21 protein-coding genes are annotated in these 22,208 nt (G+C 60.2%); 8 read left to right on the forward strand and 13 right to left on the reverse strand.

All coding sequences use genetic code 11. The features are described 5' to 3' along the window. Positions 1-11: 11 nt before the first annotated feature. Positions 12-1,250 (reverse strand): efflux RND transporter periplasmic adaptor subunit, encoded by a 1,239-nt coding sequence (locus GH656_RS11740; protein ID WP_153076092.1) that lies wholly within the window; start codon positions 1,248-1,250, stop codon positions 12-14. A gap of 445 nt (positions 1,251-1,695) precedes the next feature. Here GH656_RS11740 and GH656_RS11745 point away from each other — a divergent pair, with 445 nt between their 5' ends. Next, positions 1,696-2,415: a TetR family transcriptional regulator gene (locus GH656_RS11745; RefSeq protein ID WP_153076093.1), complete on the forward strand. Its 720-nt coding sequence runs from the start codon at positions 1,696-1,698 to the stop codon at positions 2,413-2,415. Here GH656_RS11745 and GH656_RS11750 read toward each other — a convergent pair. From GH656_RS11750 to GH656_RS11760, 3 genes are all read right to left on the reverse strand, one after another. After that, positions 2,402-3,163: an SRPBCC family protein gene (locus GH656_RS11750; protein WP_153076094.1), complete on the reverse strand. Its 762-nt coding sequence runs from the start codon at positions 3,161-3,163 to the stop codon at positions 2,402-2,404. The two genes, GH656_RS11745 and GH656_RS11750, sit on opposite strands and share 14 nt — an antisense overlap. Before the next feature lie 40 nt (positions 3,164-3,203). Next, entirely contained in the window at positions 3,204-3,626 is a 423-nt protein-coding gene (locus GH656_RS11755; RefSeq protein WP_153076095.1) for a DUF427 domain-containing protein, read from the reverse strand. Positions 3,627-3,869: 243 nt separating this feature from the next. Beyond that, complete coding sequence (locus GH656_RS11760; protein WP_425495861.1) at positions 3,870-4,376, reverse strand: carboxypeptidase regulatory-like domain-containing protein; 507 nt, start codon at positions 4,374-4,376, stop codon at positions 3,870-3,872. A gap of 467 nt (positions 4,377-4,843) precedes the next feature. On the opposite strand from GH656_RS11760, the gene dacB reads away from it, so the two are divergent. The 3 genes from dacB (at position 4,844) to GH656_RS11775 (ending at position 8,880) form a co-directional block, all read left to right on the forward strand. Further along, positions 4,844-6,454, forward strand: coding sequence for a D-alanyl-D-alanine carboxypeptidase/D-alanyl-D-alanine endopeptidase (gene dacB / locus GH656_RS11765; RefSeq protein ID WP_425495880.1), 1,611 nt, complete (start codon positions 4,844-4,846; stop codon positions 6,452-6,454). Positions 6,455-6,699: 245 nt separating this feature from the next. Further along, the gene (locus tag GH656_RS11770; protein WP_153076097.1) at positions 6,700-7,671 is read left to right on the forward strand and encodes a sterol desaturase family protein; all 972 of its coding nucleotides are present in this window, start codon (positions 6,700-6,702) and stop codon (positions 7,669-7,671) included. Positions 7,672-7,752: 81 nt separating this feature from the next. After that, entirely contained in the window at positions 7,753-8,880 is a 1,128-nt protein-coding gene (locus tag GH656_RS11775) for an SGNH/GDSL hydrolase family protein (protein ID WP_153076098.1), read from the forward strand. Between the two features lie 219 nt (positions 8,881-9,099). Here GH656_RS11775 and GH656_RS11780 read toward each other — a convergent pair whose 3' ends face one another. The 9 genes from GH656_RS11780 to GH656_RS11820 form a co-directional block, all read right to left on the reverse strand. Beyond that, positions 9,100-10,140, reverse strand: a complete 1,041-nt coding sequence (locus tag GH656_RS11780; protein ID WP_153076099.1) for an L-threonylcarbamoyladenylate synthase — start codon at positions 10,138-10,140, stop codon at positions 9,100-9,102. A gap of 97 nt (positions 10,141-10,237) precedes the next feature. Further along, positions 10,238-11,443 carry a 5-(carboxyamino)imidazole ribonucleotide synthase gene (locus GH656_RS11785; RefSeq protein WP_153076100.1) on the reverse strand — a complete coding sequence of 402 codons (1,206 nt, stop codon included), beginning with the start codon at positions 11,441-11,443 and terminating at the stop codon, positions 10,238-10,240. Between the two features lie 65 nt (positions 11,444-11,508). Continuing rightward, positions 11,509-12,027, reverse strand: a complete 519-nt coding sequence (gene purE, locus GH656_RS11790) for a 5-(carboxyamino)imidazole ribonucleotide mutase (RefSeq protein ID WP_153076101.1) — start codon at positions 12,025-12,027, stop codon at positions 11,509-11,511. A 24-nt stretch (positions 12,028-12,051) separates the two neighbouring features. Beyond that, on the reverse strand, positions 12,052-12,948 hold the full coding sequence (locus GH656_RS11795) for a phosphoribosylaminoimidazolesuccinocarboxamide synthase (protein ID WP_153076102.1): 897 nt from the start codon (positions 12,946-12,948) through the stop codon (positions 12,052-12,054). Between the two features lie 155 nt (positions 12,949-13,103). After that, the gene (gene fba / locus GH656_RS11800; protein WP_153076103.1) at positions 13,104-14,168 is read right to left on the reverse strand and encodes a class II fructose-bisphosphate aldolase; all 1,065 of its coding nucleotides are present in this window, start codon (positions 14,166-14,168) and stop codon (positions 13,104-13,106) included. Positions 14,169-14,443: 275 nt separating this feature from the next. Further along, the gene (pyk, locus tag GH656_RS11805; protein WP_153076104.1) at positions 14,444-15,880 is read right to left on the reverse strand and encodes a pyruvate kinase; all 1,437 of its coding nucleotides are present in this window, start codon (positions 15,878-15,880) and stop codon (positions 14,444-14,446) included. Between the two features lie 256 nt (positions 15,881-16,136). Continuing rightward, on the reverse strand, positions 16,137-17,336 hold the full coding sequence (locus tag GH656_RS11810) for a phosphoglycerate kinase (RefSeq protein ID WP_153076105.1): 1,200 nt from the start codon (positions 17,334-17,336) through the stop codon (positions 16,137-16,139). A 335-nt stretch (positions 17,337-17,671) separates the two neighbouring features. After that, positions 17,672-17,995: an AzlD domain-containing protein gene (locus tag GH656_RS11815; protein WP_153076106.1), complete on the reverse strand. Its 324-nt coding sequence runs from the start codon at positions 17,993-17,995 to the stop codon at positions 17,672-17,674. Beyond that, positions 17,992-18,741, reverse strand: coding sequence for an AzlC family ABC transporter permease (locus tag GH656_RS11820; protein WP_153076107.1), 750 nt, complete (start codon positions 18,739-18,741; stop codon positions 17,992-17,994). Before GH656_RS11820 ends, GH656_RS11815 begins: the two co-directional genes overlap by 4 nt. 353 nt (positions 18,742-19,094) lie before the next feature. On the opposite strand from GH656_RS11820, the gene GH656_RS11825 reads away from it, so the two are divergent. The 4 genes from GH656_RS11825 to GH656_RS11840 all read left to right on the forward strand — a co-directional run bounded on the left by GH656_RS11825 (position 19,095) and on the right by GH656_RS11840 (position 22,151). After that, the gene (locus GH656_RS11825; RefSeq protein WP_153076108.1) at positions 19,095-20,018 is read left to right on the forward strand and encodes a branched-chain amino acid transaminase; all 924 of its coding nucleotides are present in this window, start codon (positions 19,095-19,097) and stop codon (positions 20,016-20,018) included. A gap of 61 nt (positions 20,019-20,079) precedes the next feature. Beyond that, positions 20,080-20,274 (forward strand): zinc-finger domain-containing protein, encoded by a 195-nt coding sequence (locus tag GH656_RS11830; protein ID WP_153076109.1) that lies wholly within the window; start codon positions 20,080-20,082, stop codon positions 20,272-20,274. A gap of 309 nt (positions 20,275-20,583) precedes the next feature. Beyond that, positions 20,584-21,606, forward strand: coding sequence for a lipopolysaccharide heptosyltransferase II (gene waaF, locus GH656_RS11835; RefSeq protein WP_153076110.1), 1,023 nt, complete (start codon positions 20,584-20,586; stop codon positions 21,604-21,606). A gap of 98 nt (positions 21,607-21,704) precedes the next feature. Then, positions 21,705-22,151 carry a nuclear transport factor 2 family protein gene (locus GH656_RS11840; RefSeq protein WP_153076111.1) on the forward strand — a complete coding sequence of 149 codons (447 nt, stop codon included), beginning with the start codon at positions 21,705-21,707 and terminating at the stop codon, positions 22,149-22,151. Positions 22,152-22,208: the final 57 nt, after the last annotated feature.

Consider the following 22,208-nt stretch of genomic DNA (forward strand, 5'->3'; position numbering starts at 1 on the left):
GCTCCCTGTTATTACGCGCCGGAGGCAGCGGAGGCAGCGTTAGCGGGTGCACCGCTGGCGGCTGACGCGGGCGCAGCTGCGGCCGAGGCGTCAGAACCCGGCGTGGCAGGCGGCGGCAACTTGGCAGGAACAGCTTTGACTGGCATGCCTGGACGCACTTTGTCAGTGCCCTGAACAATCACCTGGTCACCGGGGTTCAAACCGCTTTCGACCACCCAGTTAGAACCCGACGTGGCCGAGGTCACCAGCGGCCGCAATGCCACTTTGTTGTCCTTGTCGACGATGAGCGCCACCGGCTGACCTTTCTGGTCATGCGTAATACCCACTTGCGGCACAAGGAACGCCCGTTCATTCACGCCCTCTTCAATGCGCGCACGCACGAACATGCCCGGCAGCAACACCCGGTCCTTGTTCTGGAAAATCCCGCGAACTGTCACCGAACCGGTGCTCTGGTCAACCGTGACATCGGCAAACTCAAGCCGGCCTGTCTCAGAATAAGGACGGCCGTCTTCAAGAATCAGATTGACCTTGGCGGCATGCAGGCCGCTGGTTTTCAGACGCCCTTCCTGAATTTCACGACGCAGCCGCAAGCCATCGAGACTGGACTGGGTCAGATTGACGTACACCGGATCAAGCTGCTGCACCGTTGAGAGCAGCGTGGCCTGGCTGGCCTGCACGTAAGCGCCAGGTGTCACCGACGACAGGCCGATGCGGCCAGTAATAGGAGACGTGACATCGGTATAGCCGAGATTGATTCGCGCGGTATCGACTGCGGCCTTGCCAGACGCGACATCGGCGGCTGCCTGCCCTTGTGCGGCGACAGCGTTGTCGTAGTCTTGCTTGCTCACAGCGTTGGCGGCAACCAGCACCTTGTAGCGCTCTGCCTGGGCGGTGGTGCTAGCCAGGTTGGCCTGGGCTCTGGCGAGCGTTGCTTTCGCGGTATTCAGCGCCGCGATGTAAGGAGCTGGGTCGATCTTGTAAAGGCGCTGCCCAGCCTTGACCTCGCTGCCCTCAACAAATTCGCGCCGCAGCACGATTCCGTCCACCCGCGCACGCACCTCAGCAACCAGATAGGCACTGGTGCGGCCAGGCAACTCGATGACCACCGGCACGGGAGTAGGCTGAACCGCAACCACGCCGACTTCCGGCGTTTGCTGAGGTGGAGCCGATGATTTGGGTCCGCACGCTGCCAGCAATACAGCAGTCGTCGCGGCACTAATTAAGCGCAATGGAATCCGTTCGAAGCGCATGGAGCGACCTCTGTCAATGATCTGAGAATAAAAAAATGGCGCGCATTCCTGAATAAAGGTAATGGCGCACACATGCGTCCTGCAACGCGTGATAAAACCCTGGCAAAACATGGCTGGCAACAACGCTTGCGCGGCCTGCACAAAACTGGCGCGAACTTCATTTAGCGCAAACCAGCGTGCAAGCCATCTGGCAAACCGTGCAGTAAAACAACCGTGACGGATATTAACCGGTCGCCGCCGCTTGGGCTATCAACCCGACGGGATGCTATCATACATACATTCACGAACGCATGTATAACAAGACAACCCTCAAGACAACCCGTCACACCACGTACCGGCAGCAAACTGATTCGCCCATTTCCAGATGAGCGATTTTTTTTGAGCGTAATCAAGCACCTCCGCCAGCCCACCCGAGACATTCCGCACTTATAACAGGCATACCCATATGGTCCGAAGAACCAAGGAAGAAGCGCAGGAGACGCGCAATAGCATCCTGGATGCCGCTGAACAGATTTTTTTCGAAAAAGGTGTCTCGCGCACTTCGCTGGCCGATATTGCCCAAGCAGCAGGGGTCACGCGCGGCGCGATTTACTGGCATTTTGCGAACAAGGGTGAGCTTTTTACCGAGATGTTCGATCGCGTGCTCTTGCCGCTTGATGAACTCAAGGCAGCGTCGCTCAACCCGCAAGAAGCCAATCCATTAGGCCGTTTAATTGAAATTTGCACACTGTGCCTGCGCGACACCACCAATAATCCGCAACGGCGCCGGGTATTCGATATTTTGTTTCTGAAGTGCGAATTCGTTGAAGAAATGGGCCCCGTGATGCTGCGTTATCAAACCAATATGCGCGAAGCGTTGCGCAATATCGAAGGCGGGTTGCGCAACGCAATCTCGAAGGGGCAGTTGCCCGCCGACCTCGATACGCCACGCGCGGCAGCCATGCTGCATGCATTTGTCAGCGGTTCGCTGCGTGACATGCTGTTTTTGCCAGATTCAACAGGCTATGGCGAACAGACCGAAATCACCGTCGAAGCGATATTCGACACGCTGCGCCTCAGCCCTGGGATGCGCACCAGTTCACAGCCAGCACCGCCCTCACCGTCCCTATCTGGCACCGCCTCCGGGGCAGTCGAGGCCACATCAAATCAAATTAAGCCGCATTGAACCAGCGCGCCAGATAAAGCAGCAGCGCCGCGAGGAAGATCGTCGCGGCCCAGACCCAGTAAGGCACGGCATGTGGTGTGCCGTCATCGTGCGCGGGGCTGTGGAGCCAGCGGCCACCATGAAGCGGCGCCACCGTTCTGCCCGTCAAGACCCCGCCATGACCACGCGCATGACGCACCGCCACAGGGCTAGCACTCGCCGGGCGCAGGAACACATGCTGACGGCGCGCCGGTTCGCCACGACGGGCATGGTTCGGCCCAACGCCATGCTTGGCCTGCACCACCGCGCAAAACTCCGTGAAAAAATCATCCGCCAGTTCGCGCAACGCATTTTCGATCTGGCGCACTGGCAGCTCCGCCAGCGCACCAGCGGCAGTCGCCCAGACCGAATAGTCGATGCGCGTGCCTGGTTCAGCCGCGGGCTTGTCAGCGAGGTTATCCACGCTGAGCGTGATACTGATCTGGCCGCGCAGCGACCCAATTCCATCCGCCCGGGCCTTGAAATTGAGGGTTCGCTGCCTCGGGGCCAACACCTCCCGCTTGGCCTGACTAGCCGCATGCGCGCGAATCTCATAGCAGGCCCGCAACGGCCCCAGCGGCACAGTCAGCGTCAGCGCATATCCGCCATTCGCCTGAAGGCTGAACGATTCGCAATGGTCAAGGCTAGCCCGTAACAACGCGATATCTTGCAGCGCAGCACAAACGTCTTCTAGTGCAAGCGGAATCCGTAATGCGTCATTCAGTTCCATGGCAATCTCCCCCGAGTGATATTCGGCAAACCACGAAAAACTAAGATGTCTGATCAATACGGTCGACCTGCGCAGCATAAAAAGCCAGATACCCTTTCACAGGTTCAGCCTCAATAGCAGGCTGCTCATAGCTCCAGACTGCGTTTTCAACCCAGCCTTCTTCTGTGCGCAAATGAAAATACGCCGCCATGCCTTTATAGGGGCAGTGCGACGTATGTAAAGAACGCTCAAGCCGCGCCATGTTGACATCCGCGCGCGGAAAATAAATGACGTCGGGCAAGCCGGTTTCGGCCAGTGTGAGCGCTGCGAGAGAATCTGCGATGGTCACGCCATGATGAATCACCCGCACCCGGTGGCGATTGGCCGTGATATTGATTCGCGCCCCTGCGGGCTGCGTGCCAGCTGGTGGTTCGGCTGCACCAGCAGCGGCAGGATCTGGCTCAGACACAGAAGCGGGTTTCATGTGAACGGCTCCGTCAAAAGCAGCTAGACCTGGCTACGCCAAGCTTAGGTGCATCTGGTGCTAACCCTCAGACACAGCAGCATCACACTGCATCTGACAATAAAAAGCCACGGGTTAAATCAACCGCGTGGCTTTCATTATCGGCCAAAGATGCGCCTGTTGCGCGTGGTTCTTTAGCCCGTCAAACCATTAATCCGCAATGCCTGGCTTTTTTACCTGCAAATTTTTAAACCCTCAATGCGCTTACTGAATAGTCCAGCGAAATACCGATTTCGCATTTCCTTTAGCGGGAATCGTTATCACTCGGCTTTGGTCATGCCCCTTATATGCCGCATGGACGGTATAGCGTCCTGGCAAAAGCCGAACCAGCATATAAGGTCCGTCCGCAGTCGCATTCAGGATTTCCGCGCCATGCGCATCATTAATCTTCACCTTCACCTCAGACAGAAAATCCGCGCCAGGGCCCGTAAAGCGCAACGATAACGGCCACTGGTTTTGCGCCTGTTGCAGCGCGTTCGATTCGTCCTGCCCCACACCACCGGAAACAAATGACACATTGCCCTGTTGCTGGATCTGCGGCAGCCCGCCGCCGTTCTCATTACCAGCGCTGGTGTTATCCGTGGTCGTGCCACCCAGGATTGATGTGTTCGAACTGCTGGCATAAGCAGAACTCATCGAACCCGCGCCAAACATGAACGCGGCTAGCACGGCGCTCAGCGCCAGGTAGGAGTGTTTTCCTGAGATTTTCATCGTGTGTGTTCCTCTTTATATCCATTTGGATAGTTGAATGACGGTTCCGGCCGCCCTCGGTCAGCGCTCATCACATCAGCCGGCTAGCCCGCGCTGCTCCGTAAGCGCGCATTTTAGCTCCCGCTCACTAGCCCCCTGCCCGTGCCATCAGCACCCGTGAGTTTTCGCTGGCACCACCCGCCGTATCTCTACAATGAGCGACTTTGCCTGATTCAAACTCAGGGTTCTCTGCCTGACGCACAAGATTGCCAGCGGGATGCATGAGTGCGCCAAAGACACCTGCTCTTGCGCTGCAGCCGCTTGACTGCGCACGGGTGCCAGTTGCATTTGCGTTTGCGTTGAAGCACGTCTACTTCTGCTTCTGTCAACGATCTGCATGCGGCGCGTGGCCCTGTCCAATTCACTCGGGTTATCCCTTTGCTCCCTTGTCCACCATGCACGCTCTGACTACTTCGCCCACTTCTTCGCTGACCCGCCACGCCGCCCCGGATGGTGCTGCATTGTCCAACAGACCTTGCGCCGCCGCACCATCGCATCGTGGCCTCGTGCGCGGCGCAATCCTGCTGCTGGCATGCGCGGCGCTGCTTGGGGCATCCCCCGCCGAAGCACGCAAAAAAACCGCCCATCCATCCGTCAATGTCAGTACCGTGCTGCCGCCTTCGGTGATGGCGGGTTTGCGGCAAGCCAAGGTGCCGTTGTCAGCGCTCAGCGTCGTGGTGGAAAAGATCGGATCCCCCACCCCCATCGTCGCGCTCAATGCGGGCCAGCAGATGCTGCCCGCTTCGACCATGAAGCTCGTCACGACCTATGCGGGCCTGTCGCTGCTCGGTCCGGATTATCGCTGGCGCACCACGGCCTACACCGATGGCACCGTCGACAGCAATGGCATGCTGCACGGCAACCTGTATCTCCAGGGCACCGGGGACCCCAAGCTAGTGCCAGAAGAGCTGATTGACCTGGTACAGAAAATTCGCAAAACGGGCATTAATGGCATTGATGGTTCACTGGTGCTCGACAAGCGCTTTTTTGATCCTTCGACGCGTGATCTGCCAGCCTTCGACAGCGATCTCAACGCCCCCTATAACGTCGGCCCTGATCCGCTGCTGTATGCCTTCAAGTCGCTTTCTTTCACTCTCACGCCAACACCCGATGGCACCGTCACCATTGAAGTGCTGCCCGCGCTCGCCCAGTTGCAAATTGACAACCAGTTGCGCTCAAGCAGCGGACCATGCCGCAATGAGGCCACCGCACTCGCCCCCAGCGTCACAACGAACCCCGGCGGCACACTCTCAGCCCAGTTTCAGGGTGACTATCCGCTGCGTTGTGGCGCACGCACCATCAACATCGCCGTGCTGGACCATACGACCTTCTTCTCTGGTGGCTTTCTCGCGTTATGGCAGCAAACCGGGGGCACGTTTAACGGCACGACCCTCGAAGGCCCGGTGCCGCCAGGCGCGCATCTGGTGGCGACCCATCGCGGCCCGGTTCTAGCGGATGTCGTGCGGGATATCAACAAATTCAGCAACAACACGATGGCGCGCAACCTGTTCCTGACCATCGGCGCGGCGATGGGCAAACCGCCTGCTACGCCAGAACAGTCCGCCCGTGTCATCGAAGACTTCCTGCACCGCAACGGGCTGCCCATGGAGCATCTAGCGCTCGAGAACGGCTCGGGACTGTCGCGCAACGAGCATATTTCTACGCTGGCGCTGGCTGACCTGCTGCAAAACGCGAACGCCAGCCCGGTAGCTCAGGCGTTCGTCGAATCACTTCCGATAGCAGGCGTCGATGGCACCATGCGCAAGCGCCTGACAGCCCGGCCAGTAGGTGGCAATGCACACATCAAGACCGGCACGCTGCGTGATGTGCGTGCGATTGCGGGCTATGTGGCATCGGCAGATGGCAATAGCTATGTGGTGGTCAGCCTGATTAACGATGACCATGCTGAAGCCGCCCAGGCCGTACACGATGCGCTGCTCGAATGGGTCTACGCCGGACCATCGCAACCCATTGCTGTACCGGCGGCCAAAGCGCGTGGCAAATCCAGGAAAAACCCGCAGCGCCGTGCCGGGCATTGAGTAATTCCTCTAGCGAAATCGGGCAAAAAGCCGCTCGCGGCCAGCAACGGAACGTGTACGCTGTCGGGCAGTGTTTGAAACGCGCGACAGCTCCGCTGCGAAAGCCTCCATCAAGGGTTTGCAGTTCGCTCTAGTGCCTGGGGGCGGCCCGCCTTACGTCCCTCGCAAACACCATCAATCAGCACGATAACGACAACACCCTGCCGCACGCTATGCAGCAGTGGGGACCCCGGAGGACGACACCCATGCAATTCGATGCCGAATTGCTCCTGCTTGCCATGGCTCCAGTCTTTCTTGCATGCATCAGCTGGGAAGCATGGCACCTGCACCGCACACGCCCCACCGAGCACCTTTACAGCTGGCGCGACACCGCCTGCAACGCCGCGCTGGCATTGCTGCAGCAAGCGGCGGACAAGCTCGCGTGGCTGTTCGTGCTCCCGGTGTATGCGTATGTGTATACGCACTGGCGTCTGTTCACCTGGCAAGCTGGCTGGCTGTCGTTTCTGCTTTTATTCGTCGCGCAAGACCTGCTGTATTACGTTTTTCACCGTTGCAGCCACCGGGTGCGCTGGCTGTGGGCCGCGCATGTCGTGCATCACTCGTCGGAGCGGCTGAATTTTTCGACCGCGTTTCGCCAGAGTCTGATGTATCCCGTAGCGGGCATGTGGCTGTTCTGGATTCCGCTGGCGCTGCTGGGGTTTCCTCCCGCGCAGATTGTCGCCATCGTGCTCATCAATCTGGGGTTTCAGTTCTTCGTTCACACCCAAACCGTGGGACGGCTGGGCTGGCTCGAATATCTGTTCAACACGCCATCGATTCATCGCGTGCATCACGCGCGCAATCGCGCTTATATCGACCGCAACTATGCCGGTGTGCTCGTGATCTGGGACCGGCTATTTGGCAGCTATGTCGACGAAGATCCGCTTGAGGCACCGGTGTACGGCATCGTCGAGCCGCTGCATACCTATAACCCGCTGAAGGCGACGTTTCACGAATGGCATGCGATGGTCCGCGACGTGATTCGCATGCCAGGCTGGCGCGACAAGCTGCATGCTGTATTCGGCCCGCCTGAGTGGCCAGGCCTCTGGCGGCAGCGGCATGCATTGCCTGGCGCAACTGGCGCAACACCCGATGCAATAAAGAGCGCCGCACCAAACGCTCCTGAAAACCCTATGGCCGCGTTTGAAACACCGCGCGGCCCGCACCAGAGTCTGTAAGCTGCTGTCACGCCGCGCATGCGGCGAACGCTGCCTGCATCACACGGCAAGAACGCCATTTATACGAGGAGATGAAGTCACATGAAACACTACGGCTCACCACACCGGAACCTGCTGCGCATGGCGCAAGTTGCCGTCGCCAGCGCGGCGTTCGTCATGCTTGCTGCCTGCGGCGGCGGAGACGACAACAACAATGCCAGCACCCCTGCTGGCGGAATCAAACTGCAGGTGGTGTCGTTTGGCGACAGCCTGTCAGATACCGGCACGTATTCGCCGGTGATTCAGGCCAACTTCGGCGGTGGACGCTTCACCACTAACCCAGGCGAAGTCTGGACGCAGAAGATTGCGGAATACTACGGCGGCACACTCACGCCAGCGTACTTGGGCGGCTTTGGCAAGCCATTGGCCGCGTCGACCGGGCTGGGTTATGCCCAGGGTGGCTCGCGGATCACCGATCCAAACGGCATTGGACATGCTCCCGCTGGCATGCCTGATTACGCCCAGGCCACCACGGTGCCGGTCCAGACACAGATCCAGCAGTACATCGCGGCGAATGGCAGCTTCAACGCGAACCAGTTGGTCCTGGTGAACGGCGGTGCCAACGACATCTTTTATCAAGCCACCGCGGCAGGCGCGGCAATCGCAGCAGGGGCCGACCCGGTAGCGACCCAGCAAAACACAGCCCAGCAAGTCGGGCTGGCAGCGCAGCAATTAGCTAACTCCGTCGCGCAGATCATCCAGGCTGGTGCGACACACGTCGTGCTCATCAACCTGCCGAATCTGGGCTCAACGCCGCAAGCTATCGCAACCGGCGCGCAAACCACGCTGACAGGGCTGGCGGGGCTTTTCAACAAGACGCTCGCGGGTACCCTGGCGGCTTTGCAAGTTGATCCAGCCAAGCTGATCCAGATCGACACCTACACCTGGCAGGACAACTTGCTGGCTAACTATCAGGCCAATGGCTTTACGGTTTCGAATACCGATACCGCCTGTAACCTGAAAGCGATGGTGGCAGCGGCAACCGCGTTTGGTGCGCCGTCGCCGAGTGCTTTTGGCACGGCGCTATTCTGTTCACCGCAAACCTATACCGTGCAGAACGCTGACCAGACATACATCTTCGCCGACTCGGTACACCCGAGCACCAAGGTGCATGCGATGTTCGCGCAGTACGTGGAAACGCAGATCGCCGCTACGGGTCTGGGTAAGTAAAGTCTGTGCTGCCGCTGGTTTCAGCTGGTTTCAACTAGCGGCAGCACCGCAAAAGATAAAGCCCGGCTTGTGACTCGAAGCCGGGCTTTATCTTTTGCGCGTGTCATACCTGAGTCAATGAGGTGCAGCCTGGACACGAGCCTGGATTGCGCCAAACCTCCGCGCTCTCCGCACCCTCCGCCACTCGCCGCTTACTGCCTGCCATCTGGCGCGTACCGCCTAAATTTGCGTGTCGAACGCTGCTGCTGCCCGGCCTAGACGGTCATTGACCGCGATCCACTCAGGCGTACTGGGCAATTTTTCGATCAGGATGCGCGTGACGTTCGCCCGGTCCAAGGTCCGCAGCAAGCTATATAGCGCACGGGCGTAACTCTGTGGATCTTCTGGCGCGGCGACGAAATGCACGCCATCGGCCTGCGCCCAAAGACCCGCACGCGAAGCTCGTGCGACCAGCGCGACGCGCTCATGGGCGAGGCTTGCGTGACGCAGGAGTGTTTCCAGTGCCTCGAACGGCAGCAAGACGAGCGGCGTTCCTGGCGCGTAATGCGCCTTGAGCGTACCCGACGCGCGCGGCGTGCTGGCATCCGAGCCATCGGCCAGACGAGGCGCTTCGCCCAGCACGGCCGCGATCTCAGCGGGAGTGACCCGCCCCGGACGCAACAGCACCGGAAAACCACGGGACAGGTCAAGAATGGTCGATTCGATCCCAACCTCTGACGCGCCGCCATCCAGCACATGAATCGCACCACCAAACTCATCACGCACATGCTGTGCCGTGGTGGGACTCACGTGGCCAAAGCGGTTCGCCGAGGGCGCGGCGACGCCGCCATGCCCAGCACGGCGCGCACTGAACGCCGTCAGCAACGCCTGAGCCACCGGGTGCGACGGGCAGCGCAAACCAATCGAATCCTGCCCTCCGCTCACGGCTGCGGGAATTCGTGTGGCCCGCTTCAAGATCAGCGTGAGCGGCCCTGGCCAGAACGCGTCAACCAGTTGCTGCGCGCTGGCTGGCCAAGCTTCAACCCAGTAACGCGGGTCGCCCTGCGGAGCGAGATGAACAATGACCGGGTGATTCGCTGGCCGCCCTTTCGCCGCGTAAATGCGCGCGACGGCTTCTGTGCTGGCAGCGTCTCCGCCGAGGCCATAGACGGTTTCAGTGGGAAACGCGACCAGTTCGCCCGCATCAAGCAAAGCCGCCGCATGGTCGATCTGTGCGGCGTCCGGCATGGATGCATCAGCAGAATGGGGATGATCGGACATGGGGCGGTGGCTCAGCAAAACGGTGATGGATCAAAGAAAGGATGGCACCGGCAAGGCGATCATTCGGGAATAACCCGGGGATAACCCGGAAATAACATCAGGCATTCGCCATATGCAGCAGCCGGGCACAGTCTCGAGCTGCCGCGCGCGCTTCATCAAGCGTTGCCGCCGTGAAATTGACATGCCCCATCTTGCGCCCCCGGCGGGCCTCTTCCTTGCCATACAAATGCAGGCGCGCCGCAGGCAACGCCGCAACGTCGGCCCACGGCGGCGTTACTGGATGAACCACAGACTCACCACCCTGCACGGGGAACCACACGTCACCAAGAATATTCAGCATCGCCGCAGGCGAATGCTGACGCGTATCGCCCAGCGGCATTCCGGTCATCGTCCGGACTTGCTGCTCGAACTGGCTAGTCGCGCAGGCATCAACGGTGTAGTGGCCAGAATTGTGCGGACGGGGTGCCATTTCGTTGGCCACCAGTGAGCCGTCTTCCAGGATGAAGAACTCCACGCACAGCACGCCAACGTAGCCCAGTTTTTCGGCAATCTGCAACGCGGCTTGCTGGGCCTGCTGCACGAGCTGCGCGTTAGCGTCGGGGGCCGGAACGACCGTCAGCGCCAGCACGCCGTCATGATGCGTGTTTTGCGCCAGCGGATAGACCGCCGCGGCACCGTGAACCCCACGGGCGATCAGCGCCGACACCTCGAACTTCAGCGGCAGGCGCTTTTCGAGTACGCAGGCGATGCCACCCAGCGCGGCATGCGCTTCACGCACTTCCTGGGCGTTGCTCACCCGCGCCTGGCCTTTACCGTCATAGCCAAGCCGGGCCGTCTTGAGGATGCCCGGCAACACGGCTTCAAGCTCCGCATCACCAAGCGCCGCCAGCGCGGCGGACGATTCGATCACCACATAAGGCGCGACCGGCACCCCCGCTGACGCGATAAAGCGCTTCTCGGCAATCCGCTCCTGGGCAATCGCAACGCACCGCCCGGCCGGGCTGACGAAAGTGCTGCGCGCGAGAAAATCCAGGCTGGCCGCAGGCACATTTTCAAATTCGGTCGATACGGCAGCACACAGCCGGGCCAGTTCAGTCAGCGCGGTTGGGTCGTCGTAGGCCGCACACACATGCCGGTCCGCCACGGCACCGGCCGGGCTATTGGCATCGGGATCAAGCACCGCAACGCGATAACCCATCGCCTGAGCGGCAAAACAGAACATGCGGCCAAGCTGACCGCCGCCCACCATGCCAAGCCATGCGCCTGGCAAGATGGGGGACGTGGGGGAGGTATCTGGATTCATCTGAATGGTCGGTCACAGCCAGCGCACCTGCGCTGGCCGGGTCTGGCAAAAAACAGCCTGAACGCTTACAACGCAGGCAAGGTCATCGCATGCGCCGCTTCGTTTTGCCGCGTGCGAAACGCGGCTAGCAAGCTGACATAGTGCGGGTGCGCCCCGCTCAACACCGACACGGCAAACAGCGCCGCATTCGCCGCGCCGGCTTCGCCAATCGCAAAGGTTGCCACCGGCACGCCTTTCGGCATTTGCACAATCGAATGCAGGGAATCGACACCTTTCAGATAGCGGCTGGCAACCGGCACACCCAACACCGGCAAGGTGGTTTTAGCCGCCAGCATGCCAGGCAGGTGCGCTGCGCCGCCCGCGCCCGCAATAATCGCCTGCAAACCACGCTCGCGGGCGCGCTCCGCATAGGCAAACATTTCATCAGGCATGCGGTGCGCGGAGACCACCTTCGCTTCGTATGGCACACCGAATTCCTGCAGGATCGCCACAGCGTGCTTCATCGTGTCCCAGTCGGAACTGGAGCCCATCAGCACGCCCACCAGTGGCGCGCTATGTGTGTGGCTGGTTTGAATTTCGCTCATCAGCGGAGTTCCTTATAGCGGCGCTCAAGCCTGAGCGAGCGTTTGACCGGTGAGACGTTCAAGCGCTTCACGGTATTTTTCAGCGGTTTTGGTGACAACCTCATCTGGCAACTTCGGCGCAGGGGCTTCTTTATTCCAGTTCTGGGTTTCGAGCCAGTCGCGCACGAACTGTTTATCGAACGATGGCGGATTGGTGCCAACCTGGTATTGGTCAGCGGGCCAGAAGCGGGAGGAGTCAGCGGTCAAGGCCTCATCCATCAGATAGAGCTCACCCCGGGTGTCCAGGCCGAACTCAAACTTGGTGTCGGCAATGATGATGCCGCGCGTCGCGGCATAGGCGGCCGCGTCCTTGTAGAGCCGCAGCGAAATATCACGGATGGTGGCCGACAGCTCAGTGCCAATGCGGCGCTCCATCTCGTCGTAGCTGATGTTCTCGTCGTGATGACCCATCTCGGCTTTCGCGGCGGGCGTGAAAATCGGCTCAGGCAGCTTCTGCGCATTTTGCAAACCGGGCGGCAACTGCACGCCGCATACGGCACCGGTAGCCTGGTAATCTTTCCAGCCGCTACCCGCCAGATACCCCCGCACCACGGCTTCAACCAGAATCGGCTCCAGCCGCTTCACGACTACCGCCCGGCCCTTCACCTGATCGACCTCATCAGGTGCCACCACGGATTCAGGGGTGATGCCGGTGAGATGGTTGGGCACGATTGCCGACAGCTTGTCGAACCAGAAATTAGCCATCTGATTCAGCACCTGGCCCTTGGCCGGGATCGGTTCGCCCATGATGACGTCGAATGCCGACAGACGATCGGTGGTGACAATCAGCAACTGGTCTTTGCCCACCGCGTAATTGTCACGGACTTTGCCGCGGCCAAGCAGGGGTAGCGAGCGAAGCGTGGATTCGTAAAGGGAAGGCATTGTCGTGACTCGCCAAAAATGAAACCAGAACAAAAAAGGGAAACGCCGTTCCCCGGATCATGCGGGAACGGCGACCAGACAGCAACCTGGCTTCACAGCCAGGTTGCACTGCGACCTGCGAGTTATCGAACTATCAGCGAACGACCAGCAGACAATCAGCGGACGATCTGCGCGAGAGCGCCCGAGCGGTATTTTTCAGCCATTTTTTCGAGTGACACCGGCTTGATCTTCGCCGCCTGACCTTCGCAGCCAAACGCCAGATAGCGGTCAACGCAAACCTGCTTCATCGCTTCACGCGCGGGCTTCAGATAATCGCGCGGATCGAACTTTGACGGGTTTTCAACCAGGTAGCGCCGGATCGCGCCGGTGATCGCCAGACGCAGATCGGTGTCGATATTGATCTTGCGCACGCCATGACGGATGCCTTCCTGGATTTCCTGCACTGGCACACCATAGGTTTCTTTCATGTCGCCACCGAACTCGCGGATTTCCGCCAGCAGTTCTTGCGGCACCGACGACGAACCATGCATGACCAAGTGGGTATTCGGAATACGCTGGTGAATTTCCTTGATGCGCTCGATGGACAAAATATCGCCCGTCGGCTTCTTGCTGAACTTGTACGCCCCGTGCGAAGTGCCGATCGCAATCGCCAGCGCATCGCATTGTGTCAGTTTGACGAAATCAGCGGCTTGCTCAGGGTTGGTCAGAAGCTGCTCGCGGGTCATCGTGCCTTCCGCGCCGTGGCCGTCTTCCTTGTCGCCCTTCATGGTTTCAAGCGAGCCCAGCACGCCAAGTTCGGCTTCGACCGTCACGCCAATCGAATGCGCCAGCTCTACCACCTTGCGCGAAACCTCGACGTTGTATTCGTAAGAAGCCACGGTCTTGCCATCGGCCTCCAGCGAGCCATCCATCATCACGCTGCTAAAACCGCTGCGGATCGCGGCCATGCACACAGCGGGCGACTGGCCGTGGTCCTGGTGCATCACCACCGGAATGTGTGGATACGATTCGATCGCGGCTTCGATCAAATGGCGCAGAAACGGTTCGCCCGAATACTTCCGGGCCCCGGCCGAAGCCTGCATGATGACTGGCGCGCCGACCTGATCAGCGGCAGCCATGATTCCCTGAATTTGTTCGAGGTTGTTGACATTGAACGCTGGCAGCGCATAGCCGTTTTCCGCGGCATGGTCCAGCAGTTGACGCATTGATACGAGAGGCATGGTGAAGCTCCTGAGATTGAAACGAATTGCTGTGCCGTCGGCATCAATTCCGGGATTTTATCGTGAAGCAAACCGCATACCCGGAACTGCGTAGCGGTAGGCCTTTGCGGCTGGCCTGACGGCACCGGTCTGTGCCGGTTGTGTTTGTGGGGTTTGATCTGCGTGATCTACGTGATTTGTTTGATTTGCTGCCAGCGTGAGTGGCACAGCACCTCGCGCTGGCCACTCATCCGGGTCAATCAGTTATCCCGATGTATCCCGCCATTCCAGCTAGCTCAATAAGGCTCGCCCACCCGCACGATTTTCAGCGTATTGGTACCGCCGGCTTGCCCCATCGGCTCGCCCACCGTCAGCACCACCATGTCGCCATGCGATGCATGGCCGTTTCTGACCACGATCTCCAGTGCCTGCTGTAACGCGGTATCGCGGTCAGTGCTGGTATCGAGATGCAGCGAGGTGACATTGCGGTACAGCGCCATCGCGCGCTCGCTGCCGATGCGGGGGGTGAGTGCAAAAATCGGCACCTGGGTCCAGTGTCGTGACATCCAGAGCGCGGTCGCGCCGGATTCGGTCAACGCCACAATCGCCTTGGCCCCAAGGTGATACGCCGTGAACAGCGCACCCATCGCTATCGACTGGTCGATCCGGGTAAAAGTGCGGTCGAGAAAATCCTTGTCGAGTTCGACTTGTTCGGATTTTTCCGCTTCGAGGCAAATCGCCGCCATGGTTTCGATGGTCTGCACCGGGTATTTGCCCGCAGCGGTTTCCGCCGACAGCATCACCGCATCCGTGCCATCGAGCACCGCATTGGCCACATCCGACACCTCCGCCCGGGTTGGCACCGGCGCGTAGATCATCGACTCCATCATTTGCGTCGCGGTAATGACCAGTTTGTTGGATTCGCGCGCCATGCGGATCATGCGTTTTTGCAAGGCTGGCACCGCCGCATTGCCCACCTCTACCGCCAGATCGCCGCGCGCCACCATGATGCCGTCCGAGGCATCGAGAATCCCTTGCAGCGCCGGAATCGCTTCGGCCCGCTCGATCTTGGCGATCATCTTCGGCTTGATGCCATAGGGAGCGCCAGCAATATTGGCCAGTTGGCGCGCCATTTCCATGTCAGTGGCATTTTTCGGGAACGATACAGCGACAAAATCCACCCCGAGCGACATCGCTGTGCGGATATCTTCCATGTCCTTGGCCGTCAGCGCAGGGGCCGACAGGCCGCCACCCTGGCGGTTAATGCCTTTGTTGTTCGACAGCTCGCCGCCAATCTTCACGATGGTGTGGATTTCGCTGCCGATCACCCGGGCCACGTCCAGCACAATCAGGCCGTCGTTCAGCAACAGCACGTCGCCCGGCTTCAGATCGCGCGGCAGGTCTTTGTAATCGAGCCCGACGCGCTCGTCATCGCCCAGCTCACAAGTGGCATCAAGCACAAATTCGTTGCCCGCCACCAGCATCGTTTTGCCGTTTTCGAATTTGCCGACGCGGATTTTCGGGCCTTGCAGGTCAGCCATGATCGCCACTTCCCGGCCGACCTTGCGCGCCGCCTCACGGACGAACTGGGCGCGCTGGCGGTGGTCGTCCGCCGTGCCATGCGAGAAATTGAGCCGCACCACATCAAGACCCGCCTGCATCATCTGCAGAAGAATTTCGGGCGTGCTTGAGGCAGGGCCAATAGTGGCAACAATCTTGGTGGCGCGATGCATGTATCTCCTCGTCTGGCTGGAATCATCGGAATGAACGCCGCATGCGGCGGGCGTTACACGGAAAGGTGCGCCAGTGGAATCTGGCGCTGTAGCTCTAAAAACGCTGGAATGTGCCGCAGACAGGCCAACGGCAGGGCCAACTACAGGGCCAGCGGCAGCAGGACCCAATACGGGCGCAAGCGCCGCCCCAGCGCGTGCGCTCACGGCCTGCCTCAGCCGCAGCGCACGCCGGGCCCGTTTGGCGCAGGCCGCCACGCTAGCCGCGGGCCCGTGCTTCGAGCACTTCGACCGCGGGTAGCGTCTTGCCTTCGAGGAACTCAAGGAACGCCCCGCCACCGGTCGAGATATAGCTGATCTGGTCGTGAATGCCGTATTTGGCAATGGCCGCGAGAGTGTCGCCGCCGCCCGCAATCGAAAAGGCTGACGAGCGGGCAATCGCTTCGGCAAGGACTTTCGTGCCGTTGCCAAACTGGTCGAATTCAAACACCCCCACCGGGCCATTCCAGACGATCGTGCCCGCCTTGCCCAGTTGCGCCGCCAGCGCCCGGGCCGTATCAGGGCCGATATCGAGAATCAGGTCGTCATCTGCGACTTCGGTCGCGGCCTTGATTTCAGCCGTGGCTGTAGCGGAGAAGGCTTTAGCCGTGACGACATCGGTAGGAATCGGCACCGAGGCACCGCGTGCGCGTGCCTGGTCGATGATGGTTTTCGCCTCTGCGACCAGATCGGCCTCCGCCAGCGATTTGCCGATCTTGAGCCCGGCCGCGAGCATGAACGTGTTGGCAATCCCGCCGCCGACAATCAATTGATCCACTTTGTCTGCGAGCGATTTCAGAATGGTTAGCTTGGTAGACACCTTCGAGCCCGCAACGATCGCCACCAGCGGACGCCGGGGTGCGCCCAGCGCACTGCCCAGCGCATCGAGTTCCGCTGCGAGCAGCGGGCCCGCGCAGGCGACCGGGGCATAACGGGCGATGCCGTGGGTGGTGGCTTCAGCGCGATGCGCCGTGCCAAACGCATCGTTGACGTAGATGTCGCAAAGCTGTGCCATCTTCTGCGCCAGCTCGTCGGAATCGCTCTTCTCGCCCTTGTTCAAACGGCAATTTTCCAGCAACACGACGTGGCCCGGTGCCACGTTCACACCATCCTCAACCCAATGCGCCACCAGCGGCACATCACAGCCGAGAAGCTCGGTCAGGCGGGCCGCCACTGGTGTCAGCGAATCTTCAGGCCGGAACACGCCTTCGGTCGGGCGGCCAAGGTGCGACGTGACCATCACCGCAGCACCCGCGTCCAGCGCGGCGCGGATCGCGGGCACGGAAGCGCGGATACGGGTGTCTTCGGTGATGTTGCCGTGCTCGTCTTGCGGCACGTTCAGGTCAGCGCGGATAAAGACGCGTTTGCCGGCAAGCTTGCCGGCAGCGATCAGATCAGAAAGACGCAATACCTGGTTCATGGGCGTGGGGAGGCAGTTGAGAGAAAAAACGGACAGACAGCGCGCGAAATGCCGGCCGGCAGCCGGAGGAAGCAACGAATGACCCGCTGGCCGAAACAGCCAGCATGGCCAACGGAGCGCTGGACAATCAGCGGGAAATTGACGGAGAACCAGCGAATTGAGCACCGAAGTGTCACGTGGGGGCTGCGCATTACGCGTGCATCTGGAAAGGGCGCTATTTTAGCCGATCCCCATCCCGTTCTGGCTCATGCGATACCGAATGCCGGGTATTCGCGCGCAGTAGACACAGCGCGCCGGATATCGCGTCGCAACCGCTGCTGCGCAACGCTACGACGCTACAGCATCAGCCTGAGCAGGGTGAATGCCAGCATGCCGACGACGATCGTGCCCAGCATGCTGCGACGCCACAAATACCAGCCAAGCCCAGCCAGGGCCGCATACAACGCGTGGTTCGAAAGGGAAAACGACAAGCCTTGGGGCGTTGCCAGCACACTCGAGAGCACCACGGCAGCCAGCGCGGCGGCAGGCGCGTAGCGCAGCAGACGCTGCACCCGGGATGGCAACACCATGCGCTCACCGCCCAGCAAAAAGAACGCGCGGGTCAGCATCGTGACGAGGGTCATGCCCAAAATGGCCAGCCAGATCTCGGTTGAGCTCATAAGGTATCCGGCTTGTGCTGGCGAATCCGGCGCAAATCGGCGCGCTCTAGCATCAGATCAGTGAAGCTGCCCGCCGCAATCGCGGCGATCACAGCCAGCGGCAACGCCAGCCGGTACGGCAAATTAAACGCCAGTAGCGCCACCACACAGGCAACGGCCACCGCCACGAGGGTTGAACGCGTGACAATCGCCGACACCATGACCGGAATCAGCGCCAGCGTGCCCACTAACATAAGGCCCCAGTTATCAGGAAACAGACTGGCGAGCAAAATGCCCACCACCGACGAAACCTGCCACATCAGCCAGCTAGACAGCGCCATGCCCCAGAAATACGCTTCCTTGCCTGGCACGGGATCAGTCGGGAAATTTTTCGCCTGGAACAGCAGATAAATCACGTCGCCGTTGAAATAGCCCACCAGCAAACGCCGCCAGAGCGGCAAGCGGGAAAAATGCGGGGCCAGCCCCACGCTGAAGATCACGAAACGCAGGTTCACCATCGCGGCTGTCAGCAAAATGGTCCATAACGGCAGCTTGGCCACCAGCAACGGCAACACGGCCAGTTGTGACGAACCAGCGTAGACCAGCAGCGACATCGCCAGCGACTGCGGCACGGTGAGCGCCGATTTGCTCATGGCGATGCCCGTCACGAGCCCCCAGGAAAAAATCGCCATCAGTGTTGGGGAATAGGTGCGCACGCCTTCACGAAAAGCGTGGCGATTAACCTCAGACAAGCGAGCAAGCGTCAAACCAGCACTCCAGCGGGCAGGCCGCCGCCAGGTGACGGCAAAATGGGCACTCGTTCTGTCTATCGCTGGCGCAAATGCATTTTTGATATAGAACGCGATGGCGCGAATTATAGCTTCCGCCAAGCCAGCGTCTTATCTGCCTGAAACACTGATTCAACGCTTGATTTAGCGCCGCTCCAGGCCAGGTTTTACTCCGGTTTAGCACTGGTTTGGCCCCGGTTTGCTTAATTAAGCAGGCAAAAAAACGCTAAGATGCCGGTTTTCGCCGCTTGGTCGGCACTATCCCCGTGCGGGCCAGCAAGACGGTTCATCAAACCCATGGCCCCCACACCTGCACCCGCCTGGAGAATTACATGTCAATGGCCGACCGCGACGGCAAAATCTGGATGGATGGCAAGCTCATCGACTGGCGCGACGCCAACATCCACGTCCTGACCCATACGCTGCATTACGGCATGGGTGTCTTCGAAGGCGTGCGCGCCTATCAGGGCACCGATGGCAGCACAGCCATCTTCCGCCTGAACGAACACACCAAACGCCTGCTCAATTCGGCCAAGATTTTCCAGATGGACGTGCCGTTCGATCACGCCACGCTCGCCGCCGCGCAACTCGAAGTCGTCCGCGAGAACAAGCTCGAATCCTGCTATTTGCGCCCGATCATCTGGGTCGGCTCAGAAAAACTGGGCGTATCCGCCAAGGGCAACACAATTCACGTCGCCATCGCCGCCTGGCCGTGGGGTGCTTATCTGGGCGACGACGGCCTGAAAAAAGGCATCCGCGTCAAAACCTCATCATTCACCCGCCATCACGTGAATGTATCGATGGTGCGGGCAAAGGCATCCGGCTGGTACGTCAATTCGATCCTCGCCAATCAGGAAGCCACGACGGACGGCTATGACGAAGCCTTGCTGCTGGACGTCGATGGCTATGTCTCGGAAGGCTCCGGCGAAAACTTCTTCCTCGTCAACCACGGCAAGCTGTATACGCCGGATCTCGCCTCATGCCTCGATGGCATTACGCGCGATACAGTCATTACGCTGGCGCGCGAGGCAGGCATCGAAGTCATCGAAAAACGCATTACCCGTGACGAGGTCTATACCGCCGACGAAGCCTTCTTCACCGGCACCGCCGCTGAAGTCACGCCGATCCGCGAACTCGACAACCGCACGATTGGCTCCGGCGCACGTGGCCCTGTCACCGAAAAGCTGCAAGCCAGGTTCTTCGACATCGTGCACGGCAAAGATCCGCGCTACGCCCACTGGCTCACCAAAATCTAGGCCCGGCCCACCGCCCGCAACCGCCATTCATTTATAAACACGCCAGAAAGAGAATCTCCCCATGAGCGAAACCAGATTAATGCCACTCGTCGAGCTGTCAGCCCATGATCTGCCCGCGTATTGCCCCAATCCTTCGATGTCGCGCTGGAATACACATCCCCGGGTTTTTATTGATATCACGCACGGCGAAGCACGCTGCCCATACTGCGGCACGCGTTACAAGCTGCGTGAGGGTGAAGTCGTCAAAGGCCATTAGCCCGATTAGCTCGTTTGCCCGTTTGCCAGGCACAGCCCGCGGTGTAGCGCGGGCAAGCGTAGGTAAGCGCATCAGGTAACCGCATCGGCCAGGTACCCGCTGGAACCGCCTGGCCTTGGCTGTTACTTAAACCTGTTGCTTCAAGCCTGTTGCTTCAAGCCTGTTGCTTCAAGCCTGTTGCTTCAAGCCTGTTGCTTAAGCGACCCCAGGCCTGCCGGCAGGCGTCACTGCCCTGCCCCCTCCCTGATAACCCCCAGAGCGCTGCGCGCATCACGCGTCGCATGTTCTTTTAACTCCGGAAACTATTTGATGCGCCGTGCGCTGGTTATCGCACCGAACTGGATCGGTGACGCGTTGATGGCGCAGCCATTGCTCTCACGCCTCGTCAAGCTGCACCCACGCATCGTTATCGACGCGGTTGCGCCCACCTGGGTCGCCCCCGTGCTTGAGCGCATGCCGCAAGTCCGCGACGTCTACGCAACCAGCCTCGCCCATGGCAAGCTGCAAATACTGCGGCGCTGGCAGCTTGCCAGCGACTTGCGCGAAGTCGGCTACGACGCCGCCTATGTGCTGCCTAATTCGCTTAAATCCGCGCTGATTCCCTGGATGGCCGCGATTCCGCTGCGTATCGGCTACACCGGCGAGCATCGCTACGGCCTGCTGAATGTGCGCCACGCCAACCCCGGCAAAGATCTGCGCATGCCGATGGTCGAGCGCTACGCCGCGCTCGCCTACGCACCCGGAGCAAAAGCGCCCGGCGAATTGCCCCCGCCCCATCTCGAAACCGATCTGAACGAAGCCGCACGCGTTTCGGCCCGCTTTAACCTGGATACGCGCGTGCCGTTGCTGGTGTTTTGCCCCGGGGCTGAATATGGACCCGCCAAGCGCTGGCCGCCCGAGCACTTTGCCGCCCTCGCGCAAATGGTCAGCCAGTCGTTCCCGTACACGCAGATCATCGCGCTCGGCTCAGCAAAGGATGCACCGCTGGCGCAAGCCATCGCTGAGCGCGCGCCGCACGTGCGCAACCTGTGTGGCCAGACAGCGCTAGGCGAAGCCTGCGCGCTGATCGCGCGGGCCAGCGCGGTGGTGACGAACGATTCTGGGCTGATGCACGTCGCAGCTGCGCTGCGCCGCCCGCTAGTGGCCGTGTTCGGCTCAACCGATCCACGCCATACCCCTCCGCTGTCAGAGTCCGCGAAGGTACAATGGCTCCACCTTGAATGCAGCCCATGCTTTGCGCGTGAATGCCCGCTTGGCCATCTGAACTGCCTGCGGCAACTGAGCGCCGAACAAGTCTTTGGCGATCTGCGCGGCATGCTGCTGTACCGTTAGCGTCCAGTTTTTACGCGCCAGCGAGCACCAGGCACGCTGGCTCCGCGCTAACGCTTACTCCGCCAACCTGCGCGCTGCGCACCTGAGACCAACAAGCCATGCCACGTTTCGCCCATATCTTCGAAGCTGCCGCAGACACTCTTTACGCCTGGTATCAAGCCATCTCTGAAGCCAATATCGACCGCCTGATGTCACTGTGGATCGACGAAGAATTCGCCAGTTTCATCTGCTCCAGCGGCGAGCATCTGCATGGCCTCGAACAGATTCGCGCCGGGTTGCTGGTCCAGCTCGAAGCCATGCCAACCGTGATTGAACCGCTTGATATCCGTGTGTATGACAGCCTTGGCACCGTCGTTTATGTGATCGCGGAAGCGCATAGCTCACCAGGTCAAAGCGCGCCTGCGATGCTGGTTTTCAGCACCTATGTGATGGTTCAGGAACGCGGCGAATGGCGTATCGCCCATATTCATTCAAGCCCGGTGCCCGAAGCGACCGCTCAGCAACTCATGCAAAAACTACGGCGCGGCCAGGACGCATTACATTGACCCTGTCCGCGCTTTTGCCCGCGACGTGGCTGGCAATGCCCATTTAGCCCCGTCAAG

Origin of the sequence: Paraburkholderia bonniea (assembly GCF_009455625.1) — a bacterium.
In the GTDB taxonomy this organism is placed as follows: Bacteria; Pseudomonadota; Gammaproteobacteria; order Burkholderiales; family Burkholderiaceae; genus Paraburkholderia; species Paraburkholderia bonniea.

Bases quoted from the DNA above. Each gene is read 5' to 3' on its own strand.
- GH656_RS11810 (WP_153076105.1), bottom strand. From the start codon at position 17,336: ATGAACCAGGTATTGCGTCTTTCTGATCTGATCGCTGCCGGCAAGCTT.
- GH656_RS11830 (WP_153076109.1), top strand. From the start codon at position 20,080: ATGAGCGAAACCAGATTAATGCCACTCGTCGAGCTGTCAGCCCATGAT.
- fba (WP_153076103.1), bottom strand. From the start codon at position 14,168: ATGCCTCTCGTATCAATGCGTCAACTGCTGGACCATGCCGCGGAAAAC.
- GH656_RS11740 (WP_153076092.1), bottom strand. From the start codon at position 1,250: ATGCGCTTCGAACGGATTCCATTGCGCTTAATTAGTGCCGCGACGACT.
- GH656_RS11795 (WP_153076102.1), bottom strand. From the start codon at position 12,948: ATGCCTTCCCTTTACGAATCCACGCTTCGCTCGCTACCCCTGCTTGGC.
- GH656_RS11770 (WP_153076097.1), top strand. From the start codon at position 6,700: ATGCAATTCGATGCCGAATTGCTCCTGCTTGCCATGGCTCCAGTCTTT.
- GH656_RS11760 (WP_425495861.1), bottom strand. From the start codon at position 4,376: ATGAAAATCTCAGGAAAACACTCCTACCTGGCGCTGAGCGCCGTGCTA.
- pyk (WP_153076104.1), bottom strand. From the start codon at position 15,880: ATGCATCGCGCCACCAAGATTGTTGCCACTATTGGCCCTGCCTCAAGC.
- GH656_RS11750 (WP_153076094.1), bottom strand. From the start codon at position 3,163: ATGGAACTGAATGACGCATTACGGATTCCGCTTGCACTAGAAGACGTT.
- waaF (WP_153076110.1), top strand. From the start codon at position 20,584: ATGCGCCGTGCGCTGGTTATCGCACCGAACTGGATCGGTGACGCGTTG.
- GH656_RS11780 (WP_153076099.1), bottom strand. From the start codon at position 10,140: ATGTCCGATCATCCCCATTCTGCTGATGCATCCATGCCGGACGCCGCA.
- GH656_RS11840 (WP_153076111.1), top strand. From the start codon at position 21,705: ATGCCACGTTTCGCCCATATCTTCGAAGCTGCCGCAGACACTCTTTAC.
- GH656_RS11775 (WP_153076098.1), top strand. From the start codon at position 7,753: ATGAAACACTACGGCTCACCACACCGGAACCTGCTGCGCATGGCGCAA.
- purE (WP_153076101.1), bottom strand. From the start codon at position 12,027: ATGAGCGAAATTCAAACCAGCCACACACATAGCGCGCCACTGGTGGGC.
- GH656_RS11815 (WP_153076106.1), bottom strand. From the start codon at position 17,995: ATGAGCTCAACCGAGATCTGGCTGGCCATTTTGGGCATGACCCTCGTC.
- GH656_RS11825 (WP_153076108.1), top strand. From the start codon at position 19,095: ATGTCAATGGCCGACCGCGACGGCAAAATCTGGATGGATGGCAAGCTC.
- GH656_RS11755 (WP_153076095.1), bottom strand. From the start codon at position 3,626: ATGAAACCCGCTTCTGTGTCTGAGCCAGATCCTGCCGCTGCTGGTGCA.
- GH656_RS11745 (WP_153076093.1), top strand. From the start codon at position 1,696: ATGGTCCGAAGAACCAAGGAAGAAGCGCAGGAGACGCGCAATAGCATC.
- GH656_RS11785 (WP_153076100.1), bottom strand. From the start codon at position 11,443: ATGAATCCAGATACCTCCCCCACGTCCCCCATCTTGCCAGGCGCATGG.